Here is a 25,748-nt window from a genome sequence, read left to right on the forward strand (position 1 = left end):
GCATCATGAACACGCTCGCTTACTCCTGCGCGCCGGACCTGGGCCAAGCCCGTAGCGCCATGGACAAGCTGCGCGCCCAATGCGGCCCGGTGACCATGGTAGTGGCGGTGCATGCGGTGCTGTTCTATTTCGCTTACAGCGGGATGATGAGCCGCATGGTCGACGCTGCGCTGCCGCAGGCGGTGCTGGTCAGCTTTGTCGCCCAGGTGCCTGAAGCGCCGCCGCCGGCCGCACCGACGCTGGTGCCGTTGGTGCCGTTGGTGCCGTTGGTGCCGTTGGTGCCGTTGGTGCCGCCGGTGCCGGTGGTGCAGCCGCTCCCGCCCGTGGTACTGCCCACGGTGCCGGCGCCGGTGCCGCAGATCGCAACGCAGCCACATAGCGTCACGGTCGAGCAAACGTCGGTGCCGGCCGAGCCAGGCCAGGTCGCCGCCGTCGCAGCGCCGTCCGCGCCGCCGGCTGCTGCCTCCGGCACGCCCAAAACCATCACCAGCGGCGTTGAGTACATCCAGGCGCCGCAGCCGATCTACCCGCAAATGTCCAAGCGCATGGGCGAGCAGGGCCGCGTCATGCTGCGCATCCTGGTCAATGAAAAAGGCATGCCCGACCAGGTTGTGGTGCAGACGTCGTCCGGTTCGGCGCGGCTTGACGAAGCGGGCCGCCAGGCCGCGCTGCGCGCGCAGTTCAAGCCGCACATGGAAGACGGCCACGCAGTTGCCGTGTATGTCATCGTTCCGCTTAACTTCCAGCTGTCCAGCTGAATTAGCCCACGCCAGCCGCAACATTGAGCATGGCGCCGCAAGCGATGTAAAATGACACGCTACCACCACTCTAGAAAGAACACCCATGAAGGGCGATAAGAACGTCATCCGGCTGCTCAATGCGCAGCTGACCAATGAACTCTCCGCGATCAACCAGTACTTTTTGCACGCGCGCATGTATCGTCACTGGGGTCTGGAAAAGCTGGCCAAGAAGGAATATGAAGAGTCGATCGGCGAAATGAAGCACGCCGACAAGCTTATCGACCGCATCCTCACGCTCGACGGCCTGCCCAACCTGCAGGCGCTGCACAAGTTGCTGATTGGCGAGTCGACCCAGGAAATGCTGGAATGCGACCTGAAGCTGGAACAGGCGGCGCAGGTGACGGTAAAGGAAGGCATTGCCGCTGCTGAAATCGCCGCCGATTATGTGTCGCGCGATTTGCTTTTGTTCATTCTGGAAGATACTGAAGAGCATATCGACTGGCTGGAAACCCAGCTTGACCTGATCGTCAAGGTCGGAATCCAGAACTATCTGCAGAGCCAGATGGGAACTGCCGGGTAAGAAAGAAGCACTGGCTGCGAGCATTGGCTGGGAGCATTGACTGGAAGATGGTTCGCGGTTACGGAACGCCCTTTTGCTCGGGCTAGGGCGGCCGTACCCCGGTGTACTGCGCCGACACCATCTTCCACTCGCCGCCGCGCCGGTGCGCCACGAGCGTAGCGCGCAGCGACATCTTGCGCTGCTCGCCACCGGCCATCATGGTGTAGGTCAGCTTGACCGTTTGAATGCCCACATCGCCAAAGACCCGCGTCAGTTCATTGTCGACCGTCAGGGGCGGCGCCTGCGTCTTTTTTTCAGGCGCATAGAAGCCCAGCATTTTCTCGCGGTCATCAAGCTCCCCGGCCGGCGACACCTCCACATAATTTTCGGCAGTCAGTGCGCGGATCGCGGGCAGGTCAAAACTGCGCTGCGCTTCCAGGAACTTGCCGGCAAGCGCGGCAACCGCCGCCCCCGCATCGTCGCGCGCCGCTGCGCCCCCGGCCATGGACAGCAACGAGAGCAAAGACAGCGAAACAAGCACAGCACGGAACGGCAACATGAGAGACCTCCGGAAAATGGCAAAAGTTCAATGTAAGCCACGTCGCGCCGGCAAGTCAACTTTGTGCATACATCCGGCGCCAGCGCCGTGCTGCCTAAGCGCGCCAGAGGCTTTCCCATTTGTCGTAGAACGCCAGGTCGCGCGGCACGGCGCCGGGCACGGCGCAGATGGCGCCGGCAAACTCGTTGGCGCGCGCCAGCGTGCGCTCGAGCGGCCAGCCGCGCGAGCGCCCCAGCAAGAAAATAGCCGCAAAGGCATCGCCCGCCCCGACGCTGTCAATCACAAAAGGCGGCGCCGGATTGTCGCGGTTGGCGACGATATCGCCATCGGCGCCAAAGTACACCGAGCCGCGGTGCCCGAGCGTGACGATCAACCCTTGCAGCGCAAACATCTGCACCAGGGCTGCGCAAGCGGCACGGACCTCACCGGCCGGCATCGGCGTCGCGCTCGTCGCGCTCGTCGCGGGCCGCACATCGACATACCAGCCGAACAGATGTTGCAATTCTTCTTCGTTGACCTTGGCAATATCGGCCGCGTGCAGCGAGTGGAAGACGCAGCGTTCGTCGAATTGCCCTGCACGCAGATTGAGGTCGAGAAAGCGGGTGGCGTCGGTGGCATCGAGCAAGGCGTGCAAGGTGTCGCGCGAGCGCGGCCCGCGCTGCGCCAACGTGCCGAAGTACAGTGCTGCCGGCTCGACCATGTCGATCGCGGACAATGCCTGTTCCGGATTGATGAAGTCGTACGCTTGCCCCGGCAAAATCGTGAAGCGGTGCCCGCGCGTGCCGCGCTCGACAATGACGCGTCCAGTCTCTTCCATTTTATCGATCTGCAAGCCCGCGTCCGACATGGCAAAGCGCTCGAATTGGGCATGCACCACCGCGCCGTTCCTGTCGTTGCCGATGCGCGTGATCATCAGCTGCGGCGACAGGAACGCGGCCAGGTGGCGCGCCACGTTGAAAGGCGCGCCGCCGACCACTTGTTCGGTCACGAAATCGTCAACCAGCGCTTCTCCGAATACCACGGTTGTCATCAGCATGCTCCCCGGCGTCGCTACCACTTTGCCCTTTGACCTTCACGCGCAGGACGGCCAGCGCCGCGCACAGCATGAGGACTCCGGCGAGCATTATAACGTTCCCCGGTTGACCGCCAAGCAGACTGCGATAGTAGAGCGGCAGCGTGAAAATCTGGATGATCATCGGGATCACGATGAACATATTGAAGATGCCCATGTAGACGCCCGTACGCTCGGCAGGAATGCTCCCGGCCAGCATCACGTACGGGTTGCCCATGATACTGGCCCACGCCAGCCCGATGCCGATCATCGGCACAAACAGCAGCGCACTGCTATGGATGTGCGGAATCCAGAGCATGCCCAGACCGGCCAGCGCCAAACACACGCTATGCATGTACTTGGGGCCGTAGCGACGGGTGAACGGCACCAGTGCAAAAGCGGCAATGAAGGCGACAAAGTTATAGAAGGCGCCGATCTGCCCGTTGAGCAGTCCCGCGTCGCGAAAGCCGTCGGTGGCCGGATCGGTGGTGCCGTAGATGGTGCTCGCCACCGACAACGAGATGTATTGCCAGTAGCAGAACATGGCGTACCACTGGAACAGTTTGACCAGCGCCAGCTGGCGCATCGTCGGCGGCATTTCGCGCACGGCGCTGGCGATGTCGCCAAGGGTGTGGCGCCATCCCGGCGGCTTGGCCTTGATGGTGGCAATTTCCCGTGCCGACAAGGGATGCTCGGCCGTCGTTTTGAGCGTCCACAGCACGGTGGTAATCGAGAACACCGCGCCGATGATAAAGGCCGCGATCACAATGTGCGGTATGTTGCTGGCGTTGACCGCGTGCTGGCTCATCCCGCACAGCACCAGCAGCGAGGGCGTCAGGTAAGCGAGCGTCTGCCCAAGACCGGTAAAGGCGCTTTGCGTGAGAAAGCCCAGCGAATGCTGGTCCGGAGCCAGCTTGTCGCTGACAAAAGCGCGGTACGGCTCCATCGTCACATTATTGGCCGCGTCGAGTATCCACAGCAGGCTGGCGGCCATCCACAAGGTGGAGCTGAACGGCATGAACAGCAGCCCGATACTGCACAAAATGGCGCCGATCAAAAAGTACGGCGTGCGCCGCCCCCAGCGCGTGAGCGTGCGGTCGCTCATGGCGCCGATGATCGGCTGCACGATCAGCCCCGTCACCGGCCCGGCCAGCCACAGGTACGGCAAGCTTGCCTCATCCGCGCCAAGGTATTTGTAGATCGGACTCATGCTGCTTTGCTGCAGGCCAAAGCTGAACTGGATCCCGAAAAATCCGATGTTCATGTTGACTATCTGCCAGAACGTGAGGTGCGGCTTGTGAAGCGCCATGATGTGCTTTCGAAGGTTCAGCGAAGGTTCAGCGAAGGTTCAGCGAAGGTTCAATCAACAAGCCAGCGCGACAGCCACGGCTCATAGAATGCCAGATCGGCCGGGACCGCGCCACGGATGCCGCACACCGCGCCGGCAAATGCATTGGCGCGCGTCAGCGTGGTGTCCAGCGGCCAGCCGCGCGCCTGCCCAAGCAGGAATACGGCAGAAAACGCGTCGCCCGCGCCGACCGTGTCGACCAGGCGAGCCGGCCCCGCAGTGTCGTGCGCGGTGACGACGGCGCCGTCGGCGCCAAAGTACACCGCGCCGCGCGGGCCGAGCGTGACGATCAAGCCTTGCAGCGAAAACGTGCGGATCAGCGTGGCGCATGCGCTGCGTACTGCCACGCTGTCCATATGCTGCGTGGCGTGGCGGGTATGCGTGTACCAGCCGAACAGGTTGCGCAACTCGTCCTCGTTGACCTTGACAATGTCGGCCAGGTGCAGGGACTCGAACACGCAGCGCTCCGTCACCTGCCCTTCGCGCACATTCAGGTCAAGGTAGCAGCTCGCCGTGCTCGCTGCCAGCAGCGCGCGCAGCGCACCGCGCGAAGTCTCACAGCGCTGTGCCAAGGTACCAAAGTAAATGGTGGCGGGCGGCGGCCCGGCAACGGCGGCCAGTGCGGCTGCCGCGTCGATATGGTCGTACGCCTGGTTGGGGAGAATGACAAAGCGGTGCTCGCCGTGCGCGCGCTCGACCAGCACGCGCCCGGTCGGCTCGGCCGCGTCAAGCTGGAGGCCATCCTGGCGCATGCCGAAGCGCGCGAACTCGGCGCGCACCAGCGCGCCGGCCGGGTCATTGCCGGTGCGGGTAATGAGCAGCGGCGCCAGGCCGAAGGCGGCAAGGCTGCGCGCCACATTGAAGGGGGCGCCGCCCACCACTTGCTCGGTGACGAAGTCGTCAACCAGCGCTTCGCCAAATACCAGCAACGGCCCCGTGTCCGCTTTGACGCCAGGCGTCGGGGTAAGTGAATTTGTCATCGATGCGCGCCTCAGGTTAGCGTTCGAGCCACAGCATGGCCCACGGTTGCAGCACCACCTGATCGGCGTAGCCGGGCCAGGCGCCGGCCTGCAGAGCGGCGAGGCTGACCACGAGCGGCAGGCCGGAAAAGTTGGACAAGCTCAGGAAGCGCTCGCCGCGCGCCAGCGCCAGCAAGGCCGGGTCCGCGGCCGCCAGCACGCTGCGCGGCGCGTCGGCCGCCAGCGCGGGCAGGCGACGGCGGGCGGCGATCAGTTCGCCCAGGCGCCGGTACAGCTCACCCGTCACAGCGCTGGCGTCGGCGCGTTCGGCAAAAAGCCGTTCGTCAAAAGGGGCGCGCTGGACCCAGCGCGTGTCGTGCGCACGCGAGGCGTCCAGAAGATAGGTGTGGTCGTTCTGCATGCCCAGTTCGTCGCCCATGTACAGCACCGGCAGGCCGCCGAACGACAGCGCCAGAGCGTACAGCAGTAGCAGACGGCGCACGCCCAGTTCACGCTGTTCGGCGTTGATCGCGGTCTCGATGCCGGCCAGCGCCGCGGCGCTGCCGTTGGTGCCGTGCACGGCGCGCGTGCCGCTGGTCTGAAAGGCGACACCGGCGGCGAAACTGTCGCCGTCGGCATAAAAGCGTGCGATGGACGCCAGGCGCGCATCGTCACCGGCTTCCGCGCGCAGCACGTTCCAGCCAATATCGTCATGGCAGCGTACATAGGTCAGCCAGCTCGCCCCCGGCGGCAGCGCCGGGGTGGCGTCGATCACCGCTTGCAGCAGCGCGGTGTCCTGCTCGGCCAGCGCCGCCCAGCCGGCCGTCATCAGGGTGCTGTGGTACGCCAGGTGGCACTCGCGCTGCGCGCCGCTCCCGAAGTAGGCCGGCAGCGCGCGCGTGGGGACAATGGCTTCCGCCTTGAGCAGCACGCCCGGCGCGGCAATGTCGACCAGCGCGCGTATCACTTGCAGCAACTGATGCGCCTCGGGCTGATTCATGCAGCTGCTGCCTTCCCGCTTCCAGAGAAAGGCGGTGGAATCGAGCCGAAACACTTCCACGCCGCGGTTGGCAAGGCGCAGCAAGGCGAGCACCATCTCGCCCAGCACAGCCGGGTTGGCGTAGTTCAGGTCCCACTGGAACGGATAGAAGGTAGTCCAGACCCAGCCTTGGACGGCGTCGACATACGTGAAATTGCCGGGGGCAGCTTGCGGGAAGACTTGGCCGAGCACCTGTTCGTAACGCTCAGGGACGCTCTGGTCGGGAAATATATGAAAGAACTGGCGCAGCGCCGGATCGCCGGCTGCAGCGCCCAGCGCCCACGGATGGTCGTCGGCCACGTGGTTGAGCACCAGATCCGAGCACAGGCTGATGCCCGCTTCGCGCAACGCCGCAGTGAGCGCCAGCAAGTCGTCGGTGCTGCCCAGCGCCGGATCGACCTCATCGAAGCTGGCGACGGCAAAACCGCCATCGTTCTCGCCGGCGCGCGGGCGCAGGAAGGGCAGCAAGTGCAGGTAGGTCACACCGAGTTCGCGCAGGTGTTCGATGCGGCCGATCACGCCGCTCAAGGTGCCGCCGAACTGCGGCACGTAGGCGCTGTAGCCAAGCATGCTCTGGCGGGTGAACCAGCCAGGTTCGGCGCTGCGCGCCGCGTCCAGCGCGTGCAGCGCGGCGGGACGCTGCCCGTGCAGGCGTCCGATCGTCTCCATCAAGGTGCTGAACCAGGCGTCGAGCGCGGGATCTGCTCCGTACAGCGCTGCCAGGTGCTCGCGCAAGGCTTCCTCACGCTCGGAAAAACGCTGCGAGGCGGCCGCGCGAAGGCGCTCGGGCAGCGCGCTGAGCATGCGCGCGTGTGCATTGGATAGTGTCATGGAAAAATCGCATCAGGTAAGGCACGGCCGCGCGCGGCGGCCGTGCGGGTCGGATTAAAACGAGTACTTCAGCGTCGCCTTGACCGAACGGCCGCCAATCGAACGCGCCGCATGGCCGTCGCCTTCAACCTCGGTATAGCCGGTCTGGTTGAACAGGTTGTTCGCGCTGAATGCCACCAGCACGCGCTGCGAGAACTGATAATTCAGGTAGCCGTTGACGGCGGCGTAGGCGCGCATATTGATGGTATGGGCGTCGTCGGCCCACGCCTTGCCGGTGCCAATCACCGACGCGCCGAAGCTGACGTCCCCGATCGTGTAGCTTGGCGAGACCTGGTACACGGTTTTTGCCTGGCGCCGCGGCGTGTTGCCGATGACCGCTTCGGCGCCGGGCGCGGTAGCGGTGATCTCGGCGTCGGTGAGGGTCACGCCGCCCATGATCCGCAGCGGTCCCGCGTTGTACGCCGCCTCGATCTCCACGCCCTTGGCGCGGTAGCTGTTGGCCGTCGTTTTCTGGGTCGTCGCTTCGAAGTTGGTTTCCTTGGTCCGGGCCTGGAACAGCGTCACAAAACTGCTGATGCCACCGCGCCGCCACTTCACGCCGCCTTCAAGCTGGCGCACGGTGTTCAGACTGATCGGCACGCTGCCGTCGAGCGGGGTACCGAACAGGATGCGGTCGGCGTTGAACGAGACGCCGTCGCTGACGCGGGCGAACAGCGCCACGCTTGGCGAAACACGGTAGTTGCCGCCGACCGAATACGAGGTGTGACCGAGCTCATAATCCACCGACTGCAGCGTGGCCGGATCGTAGCGAATGCCCCGCGTTGCAATATTGGCCGTGCCGGAGGCGCTTTGGCGGTCGTGCCGCACGCTGGCGTCGACATTGACCGGACCCTGCTCGAAGCCGACGTTGACGTAGGGCGAAAGCAGCTTGTACTGCATGTCGACGGCGCGCGAGCAGCAGCCGCCGAAGGCTGGCCCCACCAGGCCAGGCGTGCTGCTGGCAGTTTGCAGCAAGGCTGGCCGGTCGCCGCTGGCCTGCATCAGGTACTCATTGAAGTTCCAGGTCAGCGCGAGGTTTTGGGTGGAGGCGTACAGGCCGCCGGTGGCAGTGACCTTGGCGCTGCCGGCAGCGAACGTCTTGGCCAGCTTGGCATCGTTGAAGGTAGCGCCGGCGTCGTCGATCGCGGTATTGAACACAACGGCGGAAAAAGCGCGGCCGTTATAGGCTTGACCTGCGTTCGGTCCGGTAGCAAATTTGTAGCTGCCGACGGCGCCGTTATTGCCCGGGAATACACCGACGAAGCGGCCCGAATTGTTGGCGTGGCGGAAGTTTTCGCTCAAGGTCCAGCCCTCGCCAAAGCGCAGCGACGCTTCCAGGCCGATGGTGTTGCTCTTGACCGCTAGGCCGTCGTTGACGTCGCTCGTGACGGCGTTGTTGCCCTTGCCGAGCGAGACGTCGCGCACCCAGTACGGCGAATAGAACGTGGCGGTGCGCGGATCGATGCCGGGCAATGCCGACACCTGTTGATTGGTCACGCTGACCGGCACCGGCAAGGCAGTCGGGGTCTGGTCGTTGAGGTGTTTGAGCGACAGGCGTACAAAGCCGTTTTCGAATTCATGGGTGATATTGGCGCGGATCTGGCCACCTTTTTCGGTGTGCATGCCGGTGTTGCGCACGCCTTCGCCGCTGCGGTAAAAGCCGGCCACGAAATAGCGGGTCTTGGCCGACAGTGCGCCGCCAAAGTCGGCGTCAAAACGCGTGGAATGGTAGTCGAGACCTGTGGTGATGCCGACGCTGCCGCCCTTTTCAGCGCCATTTTTGCTGATGAAGTTGATGATGCCGCCCGGCGAATTGCTGGCCAGGGTGGAGGCCGAACCGCCGCGCACCACTTCCAGGCGGTCGAGACCGCCGTCGATCTTGACATACGCATCCGGCGTAATGAAGTTGAAGTCGCCCGACTGCAACACCGGCAGCCCATCTTCCTGGATCTGTACATAGCGCGCGCCGCCGGCCGAGATTGGCACGCCGCGCACCGTGATGTTGGCGTTGCCTTCACCGCCCGACGACTCCGAGCGCACGCCCGGGATGGAGCGCAGCACTTCCGCAGCGCTGGTCGGCGCACCGTTCTGGATCGACTCCAGACTCATTGTGCTCAGCGAGACGCTCGACTTCATCTTGGAAGTGCCGCCGGTGCTGCCGGTGACGACGATGCGCTCCATGTTCAGTCCGTCCGCGACCGGCGCGTCGGTTGTAGGGGCTTGCTGGGCAGCGGCGCCGCCCATATGCAACAGTGCGACGGACACTGCCGCCGCCATGCGTTTGACTGGGAAATTCATGTGCTCTCCTCCGGTGGGTTGCCGCCGTACTGCATGTCGGCGGTTATAGTTGGTTTAGGTACAAGACGAATCAAGTATGGAACAGATGCGCGGCTTATGCAATCGATTGCATCTTTTTTGCTAAAATGAGAATTTGAGGTCAAAAAGAGGGCGACAAAAGAGGAAAATCAGGCTAACGCGCGCGAATTGGCGTCGGCGCGCCGGCAGTGCAAGAAAAATGAGATGAGCCGAGGAACGAATTGCAACCGATTTCAGCGCGCCAAAAAGCTATTTAATCGCCGGCAGTGGCGCGCACGATTAATTCGGTTGGAAGCTGGCGCGAACCAGGCGCTTGCCCGTCGACCAGCGCCAGCAGTGCGTCGACCAGCGCATGCCCGGCCGCGCGGATCGGCTGGCGAATCGTGGTCAAGGGAGGATGGAAGTACGTCGACAGTTCGATATCGTCATAGCCGACCACGGCAACGTCGCGCGGCACGCTTTTACCCACTTCACGCAGGGCGTTAATAGCCGTCATGGCCAGCAGATCGCTGCAGGCGAAGATGGCGTCGTATCCGAGCGCGCGGCGCTCGATTTCCTGGACGGCATGCGCGCCACTTTCCGGCAGAAAAGACACCGATACGCACAGTTGTGGATCGACCTGCAGTCCATGCTTGCCCAGCGCATCGCTGTAGCCGCGGTAACGCTGGGCCACTTCTGGCAAGTTGATGTCGCCGAAAAAAGCAATCCGCTTGCGCCCCTGCTTGAGCAAGTGTTCGGTGGCAAGCATGCCGCCGCTGACGTTGTCGCCGCCGACAGTGACGTACAGTTGTTGCGCCAATTGTGCGCCCCACACCACGATCGGCACATGGCGCGCGGCCAGCTGGTTGAGTTGGTCATGCTGGCGCCACTGGCCGATCAGGATAATACCGATCACGCGCCCGGTGTCGAACGGTTGCGCCGCAGCGTCAATCTGGCGCGCATCGACGCGCGAGAGCAGCATGTCGAAACCGCGCTCGGTGAGCGCGTCCGCCAGGCTGCCGAGCATGCTGAGGAAAAACGGGTCAGACAAATGCTGGCGCGTGGCGGAATCAAACGGCACGACCACGCCGACGGTGCGGTTTTGCTTGAGGCGCAGGTTTTGCGCGCCGATATTGATGGTGTACTTGAGCGAAGCGGCCAGCTCCAGGATGCGGGTGCGCGTTTCGTCGTTGACCAGGGGACTGTGGTTGAGCGCGCGCGACACGGTGGCCTTCGAGACCCCGGCAAGACGCGCGATATCGGCCATCTGCAGGCGTTTTTGTGCCGCCCCGCCGGTGCTTTCCTCAGAACTGCCCATCGCCGCGACCGCCTTACTGGGGCACAGTATCTTTGAACGACTGGCGCTCGGACAGTTTGTCGTACAGCTTGGCCAAATTGGCGTAGTCGTCGCGCCAGGCAATGTCGGGGAAGCGGAAATCGAGCCAGCCCAGGCAGCAACCGACAGCGATGTCGGCCAGCGTGTAATGGTTGCCCTTGCAAAAAGGCGACTCGCGCAAATTGGCCGACATGACGGCCAGCCCCGCGTGAACCTTGCCCATTTGACGCTCGATCCAGGCCGGGCTTTGCTGCTCGTCGGGGCGCAGCGTGGTTTCCAGGCGCACCAGCACTGCAGCGTCGAGCACGCCGTCGGCCAATGCTTCCCAGACCTTGATGTCGGCGCGGTCACGCGCATTTGGCAGCAGCAATTTGCACACGGGCGTGAGCGTATCGAGGTACTCGACGATCACGCGCGAATCGTACATGCTGCTGCCGTCTTCCATCAGCAGGCAAGGAACCTTGCCCAGCGGATTCGAAAGATGAATTTTTGTTTCGGCGCCCCACACATTTTCGATTTCATAGCCGTAATCGAGCTTTTTTTCGGCCAGTACCACACGAACTTTGCGCACGTACGGGCTGGCCAGGGAACCGATGAGTTTCATAGACGCTTTGAATAGAAGATTGGATCACAGTATAGCATCGCGTTTCGCGCCCATGGAGGGCAAGCAGGCTGCTGCTGTGCGGCCACAACATCGGCTTGACATTGGCGCCGGTGGTAAAATTGCGCTCTCTGCGGCACGCGCGCGACATTTTTTCCCCTCTTCATAAAAGCCCTCTCCATGACCTCTACCGTCCCCTACTCCACGCTGTCGGCCCTGTCTCCACTGGACGGCCGCTACGCTGCCAAGACCGACAAGCTGCGCCCGATCCTGTCCGAATCGGGCTTCATGCATCACCGCGTCAAGGTCGAGATTTCGTGGCTACAAGCGTTGTCCCAGGCCGGCTTTGCCGAGATCAAGCCATTCTCCGCAGAAGCGACCGCCTTGCTGGAGCGCATGGCAGCCGATTTTTCCGAGAACGATGCAGCGCGCATCAAGGCGATCGAAGCGGTCACCAACCATGACGTCAAAGCGGTCGAGTACTGGCTCAAGGAGCAGGTCAAGGACGTGCCGGAATTGCTCTCGGCAACCGAGTTCATTCATTTCGCGTGCACCTCGGAAGACATCAACAACACCTCGCACGGCATGATGCTCAAGGCGGCGCGCGACACGGTGATGTTGCCGGCCCTGCAGGGCCTGGTCGAGAAGCTGACCCAGATCGCGCGCGACAACGCTGCCGTTCCGATGCTCTCGCGCACCCACGGCCAGACCGCCAGCCCGACCACGCTGGGCAAGGAAATGGCCAACGTCGTCGCGCGCCTCAAGCGCGCCATCGAGCGCATTGCCGCCGTTGAGATCATGGGCAAAATGAATGGCGCCGTCGGCAACTACAATGCCCACCTGTCGGCCTACCCGGGTTTCGACTGGGCGAATTTTTCCAAGAACGTGATCGAGCAGCGCCTGGGCCTGACGTTCAATCCGTACACGATCCAGATCGAGCCGCACGATTACATGGCCGAACTGTTCGACGCCTTCGCGCGCACCAACACCATCTTGCTGGACTTGAACCGCGATATCTGGGCGTATATTTCGCTCGGTTACTTCAAGCAGACGACCAAGGCCGGCGAAATCGGTTCCTCGACCATGCCGCACAAGGTCAACCCGATCGACTTTGAAAACTCCGAAGGCAACCTGGGCCTGGCCAATGCCGTGCTCAAGCACATGTCCGAAAAATTGCCGGTTTCGCGCATGCAGCGCGACCTGACCGACTCGACCGTGCTGCGCAACATTGGCGTGGGCCTGGGCTACGCCTTGCTGGCTTACGACAGCTGCCTGCGCGGCTTGAACAAGCTGGAAGTGAACCGCGCGCGCCTGGAACAAGACCTCGATGCGAACTGGGAAGTGCTGGCCGAGCCGGTGCAAACCGTGATGCGCCGTTACGGCATTGAAAACCCGTACGAACAGTTGAAAGAACTGACGCGCGGCAAGGGCATTTCAAAAGATGCGCTGCGTGAATTCGTCACCACGCTGGCCATTCCCCAGGATGCGAAAGACTTGCTGCTGGCGATGACGCCGGCAAATTACCTGGGCATTGCCGAAAAGCTCGCGCGCGAGATTTGATGGTCTAGGGAAGCACTGATTTATTCTGAGGGATGGAATCGGCCAGTGAAAAAGGCGGCCGGTAAGGCGCAAATTCGCAGGGCGTCTTTTTTCATGGCCGAGTCCGCCCTCATGAATTAATCAGTGCTTCCCTAGCGGCATCTCGGACTGATCGGCGCCAGTGGCGCCGGCTATCCTGCTGTTGCCTTACCTCTGCCACACCAGCTTGACGCCCAGCGCGCGCCCCACGTGCGTCCTGGTCGCCAGCGGCCCGTACTCCCCTTGCGCGCCGTTCAAATTCTGCCCGAACACCGACAACTCCACCGCGCGCCGCAAGCGCCAGCCAAAGCGCGCGTCGAGCGCCGTATAGCCGGGCACGTCCGGTTCGCTCAGCGCACCGACCTTGCGCAGCATGAGGTCAAACTCTTTGTCGTCGCCCAGGTTGAAACTCGATCGCAGCTGGAGCGTATGGGACGGGTCTTTGCCCACCGTGCCCGGCCCGGCCGCGTCATTGCTGAGCGCCGTCAAGGTCATGCTCTCGTGCAGCGCCATCAAGCCTGCGCTCAGGCGCCATGCCGGCGTGGCTTGGTAATTGCCCCACATTTCGATGCCGTCCGCCTTGCCTTGCATCAGATTGCCAAAGGTGACAAAGGTGCCGCCGGGATCGACTTCCTGCGTGCGCAAATGATCGTAATCATGGTGAAACACCGTCATCGAATACGACAGCTTGGCCAGCGGCTGGCCGCGGTAGCCCAGTTAGAACACGGTGGCCACTTCGGAACGGATCCGCGGGCCGCCGCGCAGCAAGTACGGCGGCTTGCCGGGGATAAAGGCGTCGGCGTCTAGCCTGGACGGCGCGCGCACCGTGCGCGAGGCGCTGGCCCACAGCGTGTGCGCCGGCGCCATGGTCCACGCCAAGCGCAGCGTGGGTAAAAATTCCGTGCCCGTGTACCCATTGCGCTCAATACGCGCGCCAGTCACCGGGCGCAATGACTTGCCCAGCGTAACTTCGTCCTGCGCAAACAGGCTGGACCAGTTCTGGTTGGTCTTGGCGGGCAGAAAGGCAATGTAGTCGCTGTTGCGCACATCATCCCAGGTACGGCGATAGTTCGCGCCCCACACCAAAGCATGCGCGCCGATCGCCGCCAACGCATGCTGGAACTGCAGGTCGGCAATATCGAGCGACTCGCCAAAGGTGGGCGGCACGTCGCGCCGCGTATGGTCCAGATAGCCTTGCAGGCTGACGCCGGCGCCCTCGCCCAGCAGATAGTTCCAGCGTCCGGTCAGGTTCACGCCCGCCGTATCGATCGGCCCAAGCGCGAGCGGCACGCCGGTTTGCAGTGCGCCCGGTTCCGGCTGGTCGGCCTGGCCGCGGTAGGCGTTGCCGTGCACGCTGAACTGGTGGGGGCCGCGCTCCCAGTCGGCGCGAAAGCCGCGCTGGGCTTGCTGGCGCGCGTCGTTGACCACTTGGACGCTCGCCAGTTGCGTGCGCCGTTCCTCAAGATACTTGCCGTAGGCGCGCCAGTGGCCGCCGCCGGCCAGCGCGCCGCCCTGGCGAAACGCCACGTCGTAGCCGCGCTCGCCAGCCGTCACAACGCCCATCGCGCCCTGGATGTCGCGCGCCGACCGGGTGGTAATATTGATCACGCCATTGACCGCGTTGGCACCTCACAGCGTGCCGCCGGGTCCGCTGATGACTTCGATGCGCGCGATATCGTCGAGCATCAAGTCCTGCGCATCCCAGAACACACCCGAAAACAGGGGCGCATACACCGAGCGCCCGTCCACCAGCACTTGCAGCTTGTTCGGTGCGCTGTCGTTGCTGCCGTTCAGGCCGCGCGCGGTGATGGCGTAGCCCCCGTTGGCGCCCTGCGCCACTTGCAGGCTGGGCGCCAGGTGCAACACGTCGGCCAGGTTTTGGAAGTTTGAACGCCGGATATCGTCGGCAGTGATGACGAACACCGAGGCGGCGGCGCCCGATAGTGTCTCGGCTTTTTTGGACACCGAGTAGATCTGGATGTTGGCCAGTTCCTCGATTGACAGGTCGGCGATCTCGGGCGACGCCGGTTCGCCCGCGCGGGGCAGGCAGCGCCAGCAGTGGCAACAGCGGCAACAGCGGCAACAGCGGCAACAGCGGCAGCAGCGGCAACAGCGGCAACAGCGGCAGCAGCGGCAACATTACGGCCAGGCGCAGGATTGCTGTTTTCATGAGAGTCTCCCGGCAAACGTCACTGCATGGTTAGTATGATCAGATCGCTTACCGATTTTTACAATAGCAGACCCGTTGGCCCGTTTTCAACCGTGTTACTCTCGCGGCAAGCACAAGCAGGTTTTTTTTGGTATATTGGTTCTAACACGTACTAATTTAGAGGCGTCAATGCAACAGCGCTACACCAACGTCGCGATCATCTTCCACTGGCTGGTTGCGCTGATGATCATCGGCGCGTTCAGCATGGGACTGTTCATGACTGATATGGCCGTGTCGCCCGCCAAGCTTAAATATTACTCCTGGCACAAATGGACCGGGGTCACGATCCTTGCGCTCGCCACATTGCGCCTGTTGTGGCGCCTCGGCCATCCCGCGCCCGCCTATCCCGCCAGCATGCCCGCGTGGCAAAAATCGAGCGCCAATATCTTGCATGGCATGCTGTATGTGCTGATGTTTGCGGTGCCCGTGTCCGGCTATTTCTACACGCTGGCGGCAGGCTACCCGGTGGTTTATTTCGGCTTGTTCAAGCTGCCTGTGCTGATCGAGAAAAACGCAGAACTCAAGCCGGTGCTGCAAGCGGTGCATTTCTGGCTCAACATGACGCTGGCCGGCGCGGTCGGCGTCCACATTGCCGCTGCACTGAAGCACCAATTTATCGACCGCGACGGCGTGCTCAAGCGCATGCTGCCCAAGGCGTAATTTCACCTCCCGGAGAATGTATGAAACGAAACAGTGGCACATTGTTTGCAGCGTTGCTTGGCGTTAGCCTCGTTGCCGGGGCCGTTCCGCTCAAGACCGATCCGGCCAAGAGCCGCGTCTCGGCCGTCTTCAAGCAGATGAACGTGCCGGTTGAGGCCCCCTTCAAAAAGTTCGCGGCGGCGATCGACTATGATGCCGCCAAACCGGAACTGGCCAAGGCCAGCGTCGAGATCGATACGGCCAGCCTCGATGTGGGGGACGCCGACATGAACAAGGAAGTGGCCAAGAAAGACTGGTTCAATTCCGCCCAATATCCAAAGGCGAGCTTCGTGTCCTCGGCGATCAAGCCGGCCGGCGCCGGCAAGCTCAGTGTCATCGGCAAGCTGACGATCAAGGGCAAGAGTACCGAGGTAAATTTCCCCTTGACGGTCAAGACCGAGGCCGGCAAGCAAGTGTTCGAAGGCGCGCTGCCGATCAAGCGGCTGGCCTACAACATCGGTGAAGGCGACTGGAAGGATACGGGCATAGTCGCCGACGAGGTCGTCATCAAATTCCGCGTCACTGCGGCGCAGTAACATCCATTCGAAAAAAAGGAATTCCATGAAACTGAAGCAACTGTTTATTGCACTGCTGGCCTCCGGCGTTGCCGCCACCGCCTTTGCTGCCGCCGATACGTACAACATCGACCCGAACCACACCTTCCCGAGCTTTGAAGCTGATCACATGGGCCTGTCAGTCTGGCGCGGCAAGTACAAGAAGACCAGCGGCACCGTGACGCTCGACCGCGCGGCCAAGACGGGGTCGATCGACATCCTGATCGATGCCGCCTCGATCGACTTCGGCCTCGACGCAATGAACACGCACGCAAAAAAGGACGACATTTTCGACGTCGCCAAATTTCCGAACGTGACTTACCAGTCGAAGACGATCACCTTCACGGGCGACACGCCGACGTCGATCGCTGGCGAGTTGACCTTGCACGGCGTCACCAAGCCAGTCACGCTGACGATCAATAAATTCAAGTGCGTGATGCACCCGATGCTCAAGAAGGAAGTGTGCGGCGCCGATGCCAGTGCCACCTTCAACCGCGGCGACTTTGGCGTGACCAAAGGCTTGCCGATGTTCTCGCCGGAAGTCAAACTGGCGATCCAGGTCGAAGCCGTCAAAAGCAACTGATCGCAATCACTATAATGAAAGCCCCGCTGCCGCAAGGCACGGGGCTCTTTTCATACCGTAACCATCTCCCCCGGGGGAGGTTTTGGAAACATTTTGGTGGGAGATGAAGAAAGCCCCGCTTTCCTTAAGGAAGCGGGGCTTTTTGGGGCTGCGATGGCAGCGTTGCTGCCAGGCGGTGCTGGTTAGCGGCCGTCGCGGTCGAAGTCGCCAGGCATGGCGCGCTCAACCTTGTCCCACGCCGCACGCGAAGCGGACTTGGCTTGCTGCCAGTTCAGGCGCGAGCTGCCTTTGACGCGATCCCATTCGGTTCCCAGGTCGTTTTCTACTGAATCGAACTGCTGGCCAACATAACGGCCGCGGCTGTTGTAGCCCAGTTCGTAGGCAGGACCGTAGTCGTCGTAGGTGTAGCCTGGCGAATAGTACGGAGCCGTCTGGTACGAAGAACGCCAGTAAGCCGACTCTTCCTCTGGGTTGACCAGCGATCCAGCGGCGTGACCTGCCATGCCGCCCGCAACGGCGCCAATACCTGCGCCCACGGCCATGCCGACCGGACCGCCTACGGCGCCAACGGCGGCGCCCATTGCCGCGCCGCTGCCGGCGCCCACGCCTTTGGCGAGGTGGTGATCATGCAAGTCGTCGCCCGGGGTCGGGTTGACGACTTCGCCTGCACCCTTGCCTGCCAAGCCACCAGCCAAGCCGCCGATGGCAGCGCCCGCCGCCATGCCGATAGGACCGGCAACGGTACCGGCCATGGCGCCCGCTGCCGCGCCGCTACCTGCACCCATGCCTTTGGCAAAGTGGTGTTCGGGCAGTTCGTCGCCTGCCTTGGGATTGATAACTTCGCCCACACCCTTGCCTGCCAGGCCGCCGGCGATACCGCCGATTGCAGCACCTGCCACAGTACCGATAGGACCGGCGACCGAACCGATGGCCGCACCGGTCATGGCGCCGCCTGCGGCGCCCACGCCGGTACCGATGATGTGCTCGCCGGCATTGTCGGTCCAGCTGCGCTCGATATGCATGGCATCGTCGTCGCTGCGTGGATTTACGCCCATCAGGATGCCGCCGCTCTTGATGCCTTCTTCGTAGTGCACGACGCGCTCTTCAGGAATGCCGGCGCCGATCAGCGCGCCAACCAGGCCGCCTGCCAGACCGCCGGCGCCGGCGCCGGCCAGTGCCGCTGCGATTGGACCGGCCACAACCAGGCCAATGCCTGGCAGTACCAGCGTGGTGCCGACGGCGGCGATGCCGGCCAGCACTGCGCCAATGGTGCCGCCGATGCCGGCGCCGACGCCTGCGCCTTCGGCAGCTTTGCTGCCCAGCTCCGTGTCGGTATCGTTGAAATGGGTCTTGCGGGTGTCGTCAGACATCATCAAGGTGACGTCGTCACGGCTGTAGCCGCGGTCTGCCACGGCGTTGTAAGCGCGCTCGGCGCTTTGGCGGTCACGGAACAGGCCAGTAACCATACGATCGTTTTTTTGGGTGGTGGTGTCGTAGTTGCTCATTGGAATTTCCTTTCGAATTTTATTCATGTTCATGTGCGGGGCTCGCAGATAAACCTGGAAATATTTTGCCAGTGGTGCAACGATAAATCGACCGTAGAGCACCTTCCGTACGGTGACGCACGTTAACTTATACATTCTCCGAGGTAACAAAAAAATAATAAAAACACAATGCGTTTTTTGGTACGTTGCCGCACCGACCATGAAACGAGCGACCCTTAATCTGCTTCCACGGCCCAGCAATCGGCAATGCGCTCGGGGTCTTTTTTAACTAATAGGAGGAATCAATCATGTTATTCATCATCTGGATCGTGGTAGGTGGTATTTTGGGTTGGCTGGCAAGCATGGTCATGAAGACGGACGCTGAACAAGGCATGATCCTGAACGTTGTCGTCGGTATCGTCGGCGCCTTCCTGGGCGGCTGGCTGCTCTCGCCGCTGTTTGGCACCGGCACCATCAATCGCGATGACTTCAGTATCACGTCACTGCTGGTGTCGTTCCTCGGCGCCGTGATTCTGTTGGCCATCGTAAATCTCTTGCGTCGCGGAAAAGCGCGTTAATATGCTTTACCCCAACTAACCAACGCCCTGGGCGTTGGTTTTTTTTTGCCCGAAAGTTAGTCATGAGAACGAAATCCCTCAAGGCCGCCCTGATCGCCACCGCGTTAACGCTGCTTGCCGTCTTTCTGACGTTTAACTTCATGCCAAGCGAGAAGAAAATTGAACGGCAATTGCAGCGCCTTTACAACGTGGACGACCCCCAATTTCGTCGCTCCATGGGTGTCTTGCTCGGTCCGCCGATCATTGAAGGAAACCAGGTGGAGGTGCTGCTCAACGGCGACCAGATTTTCCCTTCCATGCTCAAGGCGATCCGCGAAGCGAAACAGACGATCACGTTCGAAACCTATATCTACTGGTCGGAAACGATCGGGAAGGAATTTTCCGACGCACTGATTGAACGCGCGCGCGCGGGCGTCAAGGTGCATGTGCTGCTCGACTTTATCGGAAGCATGAAGATGGACGATGCGGCGATGGACGCGATGAAATCGGCCGGCGTCAAATTCCATCGTTATCACAAGCCGGTCTGGTGGAAATTTACAAAATTGAACAACCGCACGCACCGCAAAGTGCTGGTGGTTGATGGAAAAATCGGCTTTACGGGCGGCGTCGGCATTGCCGACCAGTGGCGTGGCAATGGCCAGGACAAGGAACACTGGCGCGACACCCACTTCCGGATCGAGGGTCCGGTAGTGGGCCAAATGCAAGCCGTGTTTGCTGAAAACTGGACCAAGGCCACCGGCGTCGTGCTCGACGGCCAGCCGTACTTTCCCGCGCTGGCGGCGAAAGGAAGCCACGCTGCGCAAATGTTCAGCAGTTCACCCAGCGGCGGCAGCGAAAGCATGCTGTTGATGTACCTAATGTCGATCACCGCAGCCCAAAGCACGATTGAACTGTCGAGTTCTTACTTTGTGCCGGACGAGCTGACCATCAAAGCACTCGTTGCCGCAGCAAAACGCGGCGTAAAAGTGCGCATCATCACGCCCGGTGACACAATTGACTCGCGCATCGTCCGTGCGGCATCCCACGACACGTGGGGGCCGCTGCTTGCCGCCGGTATTCAAATTGCTGAATACCAGCCGACCATGTACCACGTGAAGGCGCTCGTTGTCGACTCACTGATGGTTTCAGTAGGTTCGACCAATTTCGACAACCGATCGTTCAGTTTAAATGATGAAGCAAACCTGAATATTATCGATGCAGTCTTCGCCAAGGAACAGGTTGCGGTGTTCAACAACGATTGGAAGCTGGCCAAGCCGATCACCTACGGCGCCTGGCTGGACCGGCCGTTCCTCGACAAGGCGGCCGGCAAGCTCGCCGCGCTGGTGGGCGACCAGTTGTGAGTTGCGCCGTCGGGACGCCGCCGCGCAGCGTCCATACAACATGCATATATTGCACATAAATCGCGCTTCAACGCTGCCATGGTCAAAATCTGATTGACTAAAATATGGGCGCTGCGGATACTCTAGGGCGCTCAAAAGGCGTGCCCTGTTCCGACTGACCATAATGAGACGAAACGCGAATGAAAAAGACCCTGATCACGCTCGCTATCCTTAGCAGCGCAAGCGCCCATGCCGACGAAGGTATGTGGATGCCGCAACAGCTGCCGCAAATTGCCAAGCAGCTCAAAGCCGCCGGCTTGAAACTCGACCCGGCAACGCTGACCAAGCTGACCGAATTCCCGATGAACGCGATTGTGAGCCTGGGCGGATGCTCGGCTTCCTTCGTCTCGCCGATGGGACTCGTTGCCACCAATCACCACTGCGTGTACAACAGCGTGGCCGTCAACTCGACGCCTGAACGCGACCTGCTGGCCAACGGTTTCCTGGCCAAGACACTGGCCGAAGAATTGCCGGCTTCGCCTGGCAGCCGCATCTATGTCACCAAGGGCGTGACCAACGTCAGCGACAAAATCATCAGCGCCGACGTTGCCAAGCTGAGCGGCAAGGCACGGGTTGACGCGATTGAAAAGGCCCAGAAGAGCCTGGTTGCCGAGTGCGAAAAAGACGCCGGCCACCGCTGCACGGTCTCGAGCTTTTACGGCGGCCTGGAGTTCTACCTGATCAAGCAACTGGAAATTCGCGACGTGCGCCTGGTGCATGCGCCGCCGGCGGGCGTGGGCAAGTTTGGTGGCGACACCGACAACTGGATGTGGCCGCGCCACACCGGCGACTACGGCTTTTATCGCGCCTATGTCAGCAAGGATGGCAAGGCTGCCGATTTTTCCAAGGACAACGTCCCCTACCAGCCGGCTACGCACTTGAAAATTGCCAAGGAAGGCGTCAAGGAAGGCGACTTCATCATGGCTTTGGGGTATCCGGGCGCCACCAACCGCCACCGCCTGCCGTCCGAAGTGGCCAACACCTTCGGTTGGAACTATCCCGCGTTCGTGCAACGTTCGGCTGAAACGCTGGCCACCATCGAGAGCGAGACCAAGACCAATCCTGATGCCAAGCTCAAGTACGCGGGCCAGGTTGCCGGCGTCAACAATTACTACAAAAACCGCAAGGGCATGCTGACCAGCTACGCCGGCAGCGACTTCCTGGCGCGCAAGACGCAGGAGCACAAGGATCTGAAAGCCTGGGTGAATGCCAATCCAACCCGCAAGGCGCAGTACGCCAACGACATCGAGCAAGCCGAACAATTGATCGCGCTGCGCGACGCCAAGGCCAAGCGCGACTTCTACCTCGGCACGTCAGCGCCGCGCCTGCTCAACAGCGCGCGCGTGATGTACCGCCTGGCCAATGAGAGCGTGAAGCCGAATGCCGAGCGGCGTGCCGGCTTCCAGGAACGCGACCTCAAGCGCTTCCAGGCAAGCGTGGCCGGCATCGACCGCACCTACGACGAAAAAGTCGACAAGGCGCTGGTCATGAACAGCCTCGTCAAATACGCCGCGCAGCCGAAAGACCAGCGCGACGCCGGCTTCGACAGCGCCATGGGCATTCGCGACGGCATGACCGCGACCGAACTGCGCGCCTTGCTCGACACCCTGTACGCCGGCTCCAAACTCGGCGTTGCACCCGAGCGCGCCGCGTGGCTGGGCAAGAAGCCGGAAGACTTCAAGACCAGCAACGACAGCTTCATCAAGGTAGCCGTTGCCATGTACGAACAAGGCTTGAAGGATGAAGCGGAAGAAGAGGAACTTGGCGGCAAGATCCAGCAATCCTACGCCAACTATATGAAAGCGAAGATTGCCTACATGACCAGCAAGGGCCGCGCCGTCTACCCGGACGCCAACGGCACCTTGCGCGTCACCTACGGCAACATTGCAGGTCGTCCATATGGCGCCGATGGCACCGGATCCTGGACCGCCTTCACCACCGTCAAGGGCGTGGTGGCGAAAGCGACGGGCGAAGGCGAATTCAACGCACCGCAAGCGCAGCTGGCCGCGATCCAGTCCAAGGATTTTGGCAAGTATGTCGATGCCAAGCTCAAGACGGTGCCGGTCAACTACCTGGCCACGTTGGACATCACGGGCGGCAACTCCGGTTCGGCAGCGCTCAACGCCAAGGGTGAATTCATCGGCTTGGCATTTGACGGCACGCTCGACTCGATCATCTCCGACTGGGACTTCAACAAGACCAACACGCGCGACATCCAGGTCGACGTGCGCTACATTCTGTGGAACATGAAGCATGTCGACAAAGCCGACAACCTGCTCAAAGAAATGAACGTGGAATAAGCAGCGCAGCCACAACCGAACGCCACGTCGCCGCAAGGCCGCGTGGCTTTTTTTCGTCCCAACAATGTTTTTTAATTGGGGTCAGACCTCGTCATTAAAATTGTTTTTTAATTGGGGTCAGACCTCCGTTTTGGAGCAACAAATTGCCGGCATCCACGAATACCTTCCGCATTGGCAGAGAAATCGCCCTGAATCATTCCTATAATAAAAAGAACGGGTTCAAAAAAGACGTGACGGCAATTTTTACGGCGAAAAGCAATGCAAAATCGGGGTCAGACCTCAGCGATGCAACTATTGCATCACTGTGGTCTGACCCCGAAGTGGGGGGGTCGCGGATGGGGTAGTTTGCTGGGGAAACTCAGGCGTCGTTCAGTTTGGAGTGGTGGATGCTGTACAGGAAGTAGGTGGCCAGCGCCAGACCCATCACGACAGCAAACACGGTGTAGGTGGTGCGCGACAGACCGTGCATGATGTACAGGCAGGCGGCGATGCTCATGCCCGGCACCAGGTAGGGACCGAACGGTACGCGAAAGCCCTTGGTCAGCGCTTCGCCTTCGCGCGCGCGCAGCACCGGTACGGCAACCGATACCGCAATGAAAGCGGTGAGCGTTCCCATACTGACCATGTCCCACAGAAAGCTCGAATCGACCAGCGCCGCCACCAGCCCCACCACCAGGCAGACAATGACGGTGTTGCTGACGGGCGCCTGGGTGCGCGCGCTAACGTGCTGGAATGTTTTCGGAATCAGCCCGTCGCGGCTGATGGCGTACAGGATCCTGGTCTGTCCGTAAATCGTTACCAGCGTCACGCTAAATACGGAAATGACGGCTCCGGCCGACAGCACCAGCGCCGGCCATGCCTTGCCGGTCACGTTTTGCAGAATCACCGACAAGCCCGCCTCCTGGCCCTCGAACATGGACGCCTTTTGCGCGCCGATCGCCGCGAACGCAACGAGCATGTAGAACACTGTCACGATGCCCAGTGCGGCCAGGATTCCGATCGGAACGTTGCGCGTCGGATTTTTCACTTCCTCGCCGGCGGTGGCCACGGTATCGAGCCCGATGAACGAGAAAAAGACCAAGCCGGCGCCGGCGGCCACGCCCGCCATGCCGCCCATCCCCTTGCTGTCATCGGTATTGAAAAAAGGCGTGAAGTGCGACGCGTCAAAACCGGAAAACGCGATGACGACGAAAAACAGCAAGATCGCCAGCTTGATCAGCACCATCACCGCGTTGGTCGTGGCCGATTCCTTGGTGCCCCGGATCAGCAGGAAGCCACACAAGATGACCAGCAGCACGGGCGGCAAGTTGATGTGCCAGGCGTGAATTTCCAGCCCATACTTGCCGGCGACAAACAATGGCGTGCGCAAGGCTTCCATGATTTGCAGGCCGAAGGCATTTTCCAGGAAATTGTTCAGGTAAGAGGACCAGCCGATTGCCGTGGCGCTTGCCGCCAGGCCGTACTCGAGCAGCAAACAGGCGGCCATGATGAAGGCGGCGAATTCGCCCAGCGTTGCGTAGGCGAACGAATAAGACGAGCCCGAGGCGGGGATGCGGAACGCCAGCTCGGCGTAGCACAGCGCCGTGAGGCCGGCCGTCAGCGCGGCGATCAGGAACGACAACACGACCGCCGGGCCCGCCTTGGGCACCGCTTCCACCATCGTGAAGAAAATCCCGGTGCCAATGGTCGCCCCCACGCCAATCATTGTCAGCGGGAACAGCCCCATGGTGCGGGCAAGGCCGCCTTCGTGATGCTTGCTTGCCGTTTTGGTGCGGAACAGCTTCTGGCCCAATGTCTGATTCACGGATCAATCCTTAATATGGTGCAATGGTCAATGGCAGCAGCGATTATAGGTGCTAATGCCATTTACTTATACACATCTTTGAGGACGGAAACGGGGCTGACTCTTGCCCGCAACGCCATGCCGCACGCACCCTTGTGCTTACTTCTCGAGATTGACTTTCGCTTCCGATTTGCCCTTGAAAAAGCGCGCAATCGCCACGCCGATGCCGCCCACGCCGAGGATGATCAGTTTCTTAAATGCCAGCAAGAGCGCGAACAGCTTGCCGAACAAACCCAGCTTGGCGGCAACGCCACCGGCCACCAGTGCCGCCAGCCCGTATTCAGCTGTCTTGTCCGTCGATGCGTTGAAATCAGCGTAGCGGTTGCCGGGCGTGAAGTCGGTAAACGCCGTGACGTGCTTCATTTCCTGTTTGATGGCCGCGATCTGCTGCATGTTAGCAATGGCATTGAGGACCAGCACGCCCTGGCGGCCGAGCACGCGGATGTTGTAGTTGAGGTCAGTCCCGGTGCTGCCTGCACTCTTGAATTCCTTGGCCCAGTACATTTTCTTGTGAACCTTGTCGTAGCTCGGCGCTTCCGCCCAGCCCACCAGCGTCATCGCCGCATAGCCCTGCTCCTTGCGGGCGACATTATTTTCCACTACCTCGGCCTGCATATCCTTGAGCAATTCGTCGTACTTGATGGTGTCCGCATCGCTATCGGCGACATGGCCGTCGCCTTCGTAAGTAATCAAGACGCCCCACCCGGCCTGGCTCAGCGGGCTGGCATTGGCTGGCACGATCATGCCCAGCGTCTTGTCGTTGTCGGGCGGATTGCCCCATCCCTGCACCAGCACGCGGTCGGCGTCAGCCGGGCTCAGGTAGCGAAAGCCGGCCGGCAAATCCAGCGTGGCCAAGCCGCCGGGCAGCGCGATCTTGCCGGTCTTGTAGGTCAGCGACGCTTCGACTTGCTCCGCTGTCATCACGGCTGCCTCCGATTCCTGCGCGAAAGCCGTGCCGGTGCAGCCGAGGACCAGCAACAGCAGGGAAAGTTTGAGGGCGTTGAACATGATGGACGGTCGGTAGTTGGGGGAAGCAATCATTCTACCGGGAATTGTTGCACATATCTTAATTAATTAATGCATCAGCCACATGTTGGCCGCGCCCGCAGGCGAGCGGCGCGCGCCGGTCCAAGGTGCAAGCTGAGCAACAGGCGCACGGTTCACCCAACGATATGTTGCATGTT

21 protein-coding genes and 1 pseudogene are annotated in these 25,748 nt (G+C 61.5%); 9 read left to right on the top strand and 13 right to left on the bottom strand.

The window, feature by feature from the left end:
• The first annotated feature begins 5 nt into the window (after window positions 1-5).
• Both ACP7BV_RS10820 and bfr read left to right on the top strand, forming a co-directional pair.
• Window positions 6-758 carry an energy transducer TonB gene (locus ACP7BV_RS10820; RefSeq protein ID WP_426103827.1) on the top strand — a complete coding sequence of 251 codons (753 nt, stop codon included), beginning with the start codon at window positions 6-8 and terminating at the stop codon, window positions 756-758.
• A gap of 85 nt (window positions 759-843) precedes the next feature.
• Window positions 844-1,320, top strand: a complete 477-nt coding sequence (bfr, locus tag ACP7BV_RS10825) for a bacterioferritin (RefSeq protein ID WP_426103828.1) — start codon at window positions 844-846, stop codon at window positions 1,318-1,320.
• Between the two features lie 82 nt (window positions 1,321-1,402).
• Here the strand turns inward: bfr and ACP7BV_RS10830 are convergent, their stop codons facing one another.
• The 8 genes from ACP7BV_RS10830 to ACP7BV_RS10865 all read right to left on the bottom strand — a co-directional run bounded on the left by ACP7BV_RS10830 (window position 1,403) and on the right by ACP7BV_RS10865 (window position 11,360).
• Entirely contained in the window at window positions 1,403-1,858 is a 456-nt protein-coding gene (locus ACP7BV_RS10830; protein WP_426103829.1) for a nuclear transport factor 2 family protein, read from the bottom strand.
• Window positions 1,859-1,952: 94 nt separating this feature from the next.
• The gene (locus tag ACP7BV_RS10835; RefSeq protein ID WP_426103830.1) at window positions 1,953-2,888 is read right to left on the bottom strand and encodes a PfkB family carbohydrate kinase; all 936 of its coding nucleotides are present in this window, start codon (window positions 2,886-2,888) and stop codon (window positions 1,953-1,955) included.
• Entirely contained in the window at window positions 2,854-4,218 is a 1,365-nt protein-coding gene (locus tag ACP7BV_RS10840; protein ID WP_426103831.1) for an MFS transporter, read from the bottom strand. Before ACP7BV_RS10840 ends, ACP7BV_RS10835 begins: the two co-directional genes overlap by 35 nt.
• A 50-nt stretch (window positions 4,219-4,268) precedes the next feature.
• Window positions 4,269-5,237, bottom strand: coding sequence for a PfkB family carbohydrate kinase (locus tag ACP7BV_RS10845; RefSeq protein WP_426103832.1), 969 nt, complete (start codon window positions 5,235-5,237; stop codon window positions 4,269-4,271).
• A 16-nt stretch (window positions 5,238-5,253) separates the two neighbouring features.
• Complete coding sequence (locus ACP7BV_RS10850) at window positions 5,254-7,086, bottom strand: alpha-amylase family glycosyl hydrolase (protein ID WP_426103833.1); 1,833 nt, start codon at window positions 7,084-7,086, stop codon at window positions 5,254-5,256.
• A gap of 54 nt (window positions 7,087-7,140) precedes the next feature.
• On the bottom strand, window positions 7,141-9,423 hold the full coding sequence (locus tag ACP7BV_RS10855; protein ID WP_426103834.1) for a TonB-dependent siderophore receptor: 2,283 nt from the start codon (window positions 9,421-9,423) through the stop codon (window positions 7,141-7,143).
• A 271-nt stretch (window positions 9,424-9,694) separates the two neighbouring features.
• A complete protein-coding gene (locus ACP7BV_RS10860) occupies window positions 9,695-10,738 on the bottom strand; it encodes a LacI family DNA-binding transcriptional regulator (RefSeq protein ID WP_426103835.1) in 1,044 nt (347 codons plus the stop codon).
• A 13-nt stretch (window positions 10,739-10,751) separates the two neighbouring features.
• Window positions 10,752-11,360: a glutathione S-transferase family protein gene (locus ACP7BV_RS10865; RefSeq protein ID WP_426103836.1), complete on the bottom strand. Its 609-nt coding sequence runs from the start codon at window positions 11,358-11,360 to the stop codon at window positions 10,752-10,754.
• A gap of 177 nt (window positions 11,361-11,537) precedes the next feature.
• On the opposite strand from ACP7BV_RS10865, the gene purB reads away from it, so the two are divergent.
• Complete coding sequence (purB, locus tag ACP7BV_RS10870; RefSeq protein ID WP_426103837.1) at window positions 11,538-12,917, top strand: adenylosuccinate lyase; 1,380 nt, start codon at window positions 11,538-11,540, stop codon at window positions 12,915-12,917.
• Window positions 12,918-13,103: 186 nt separating this feature from the next.
• Here the strand turns inward: purB and ACP7BV_RS10875 are convergent.
• Together ACP7BV_RS10875 and ACP7BV_RS10880 are read right to left on the bottom strand one after the other, a co-directional pair.
• Window positions 13,104-14,498: pseudogene (locus tag ACP7BV_RS10875) on the bottom strand (TonB-dependent receptor plug domain-containing protein).
• Between the two features lie 66 nt (window positions 14,499-14,564).
• Window positions 14,565-14,900 (bottom strand): TonB-dependent receptor plug domain-containing protein, encoded by a 336-nt coding sequence (locus ACP7BV_RS10880; protein ID WP_426103838.1) that lies wholly within the window; start codon window positions 14,898-14,900, stop codon window positions 14,565-14,567.
• 373 nt (window positions 14,901-15,273) lie between these two features.
• Here ACP7BV_RS10880 and ACP7BV_RS10885 point away from each other — a divergent pair, with 373 nt between their 5' ends.
• The 3 genes from ACP7BV_RS10885 to ACP7BV_RS10895 are packed head-to-tail and all read left to right on the top strand — an operon-like array spanning window position 15,274 to window position 16,980.
• On the top strand, window positions 15,274-15,804 hold the full coding sequence (locus tag ACP7BV_RS10885) for a cytochrome b (RefSeq protein WP_426103839.1): 531 nt from the start codon (window positions 15,274-15,276) through the stop codon (window positions 15,802-15,804).
• A gap of 20 nt (window positions 15,805-15,824) precedes the next feature.
• Window positions 15,825-16,379 carry a YceI family protein gene (locus ACP7BV_RS10890; RefSeq protein ID WP_426103840.1) on the top strand — a complete coding sequence of 185 codons (555 nt, stop codon included), beginning with the start codon at window positions 15,825-15,827 and terminating at the stop codon, window positions 16,377-16,379.
• 25 nt (window positions 16,380-16,404) lie between these two features.
• The gene (locus ACP7BV_RS10895) at window positions 16,405-16,980 is read left to right on the top strand and encodes a YceI family protein (RefSeq protein ID WP_426103841.1); all 576 of its coding nucleotides are present in this window, start codon (window positions 16,405-16,407) and stop codon (window positions 16,978-16,980) included.
• Between the two features lie 182 nt (window positions 16,981-17,162).
• Here ACP7BV_RS10895 and ACP7BV_RS10900 read toward each other — a convergent pair whose 3' ends face one another.
• Window positions 17,163-18,485: a hypothetical protein gene (locus tag ACP7BV_RS10900; protein ID WP_426103842.1), complete on the bottom strand. Its 1,323-nt coding sequence runs from the start codon at window positions 18,483-18,485 to the stop codon at window positions 17,163-17,165.
• 287 nt (window positions 18,486-18,772) lie between these two features.
• On the opposite strand from ACP7BV_RS10900, the gene ACP7BV_RS10905 reads away from it, so the two are divergent.
• The 3 genes from ACP7BV_RS10905 to ACP7BV_RS10915 all read left to right on the top strand — a co-directional run bounded on the left by ACP7BV_RS10905 (window position 18,773) and on the right by ACP7BV_RS10915 (window position 22,721).
• On the top strand, window positions 18,773-19,042 hold the full coding sequence (locus tag ACP7BV_RS10905) for a GlsB/YeaQ/YmgE family stress response membrane protein (protein WP_426103843.1): 270 nt from the start codon (window positions 18,773-18,775) through the stop codon (window positions 19,040-19,042).
• A 62-nt stretch (window positions 19,043-19,104) separates the two neighbouring features.
• The gene (locus ACP7BV_RS10910; RefSeq protein WP_426103844.1) at window positions 19,105-20,382 is read left to right on the top strand and encodes a phospholipase D-like domain-containing protein; all 1,278 of its coding nucleotides are present in this window, start codon (window positions 19,105-19,107) and stop codon (window positions 20,380-20,382) included.
• Window positions 20,383-20,561: 179 nt separating this feature from the next.
• Window positions 20,562-22,721 carry a S46 family peptidase gene (locus ACP7BV_RS10915; protein ID WP_426103845.1) on the top strand — a complete coding sequence of 720 codons (2,160 nt, stop codon included), beginning with the start codon at window positions 20,562-20,564 and terminating at the stop codon, window positions 22,719-22,721.
• Between the two features lie 358 nt (window positions 22,722-23,079).
• On the opposite strand, the gene ACP7BV_RS10920 is transcribed toward ACP7BV_RS10915, so the two are convergent.
• Together ACP7BV_RS10920 and ACP7BV_RS10925 are read right to left on the bottom strand one after the other, a co-directional pair.
• Window positions 23,080-24,525 carry an APC family permease gene (locus ACP7BV_RS10920; protein ID WP_426103846.1) on the bottom strand — a complete coding sequence of 482 codons (1,446 nt, stop codon included), beginning with the start codon at window positions 24,523-24,525 and terminating at the stop codon, window positions 23,080-23,082.
• A gap of 138 nt (window positions 24,526-24,663) precedes the next feature.
• Window positions 24,664-25,572: a DUF2167 domain-containing protein gene (locus tag ACP7BV_RS10925; RefSeq protein ID WP_426103847.1), complete on the bottom strand. Its 909-nt coding sequence runs from the start codon at window positions 25,570-25,572 to the stop codon at window positions 24,664-24,666.
• Between the last annotated feature and the right edge of the window lie 176 nt (window positions 25,573-25,748).

Origin of the sequence: Massilia sp. TSP1-1-2, assembly GCF_049896185.1 — a bacterium.
GTDB lineage: Bacteria > Pseudomonadota > Gammaproteobacteria > Burkholderiales > Burkholderiaceae_D > Telluria_A.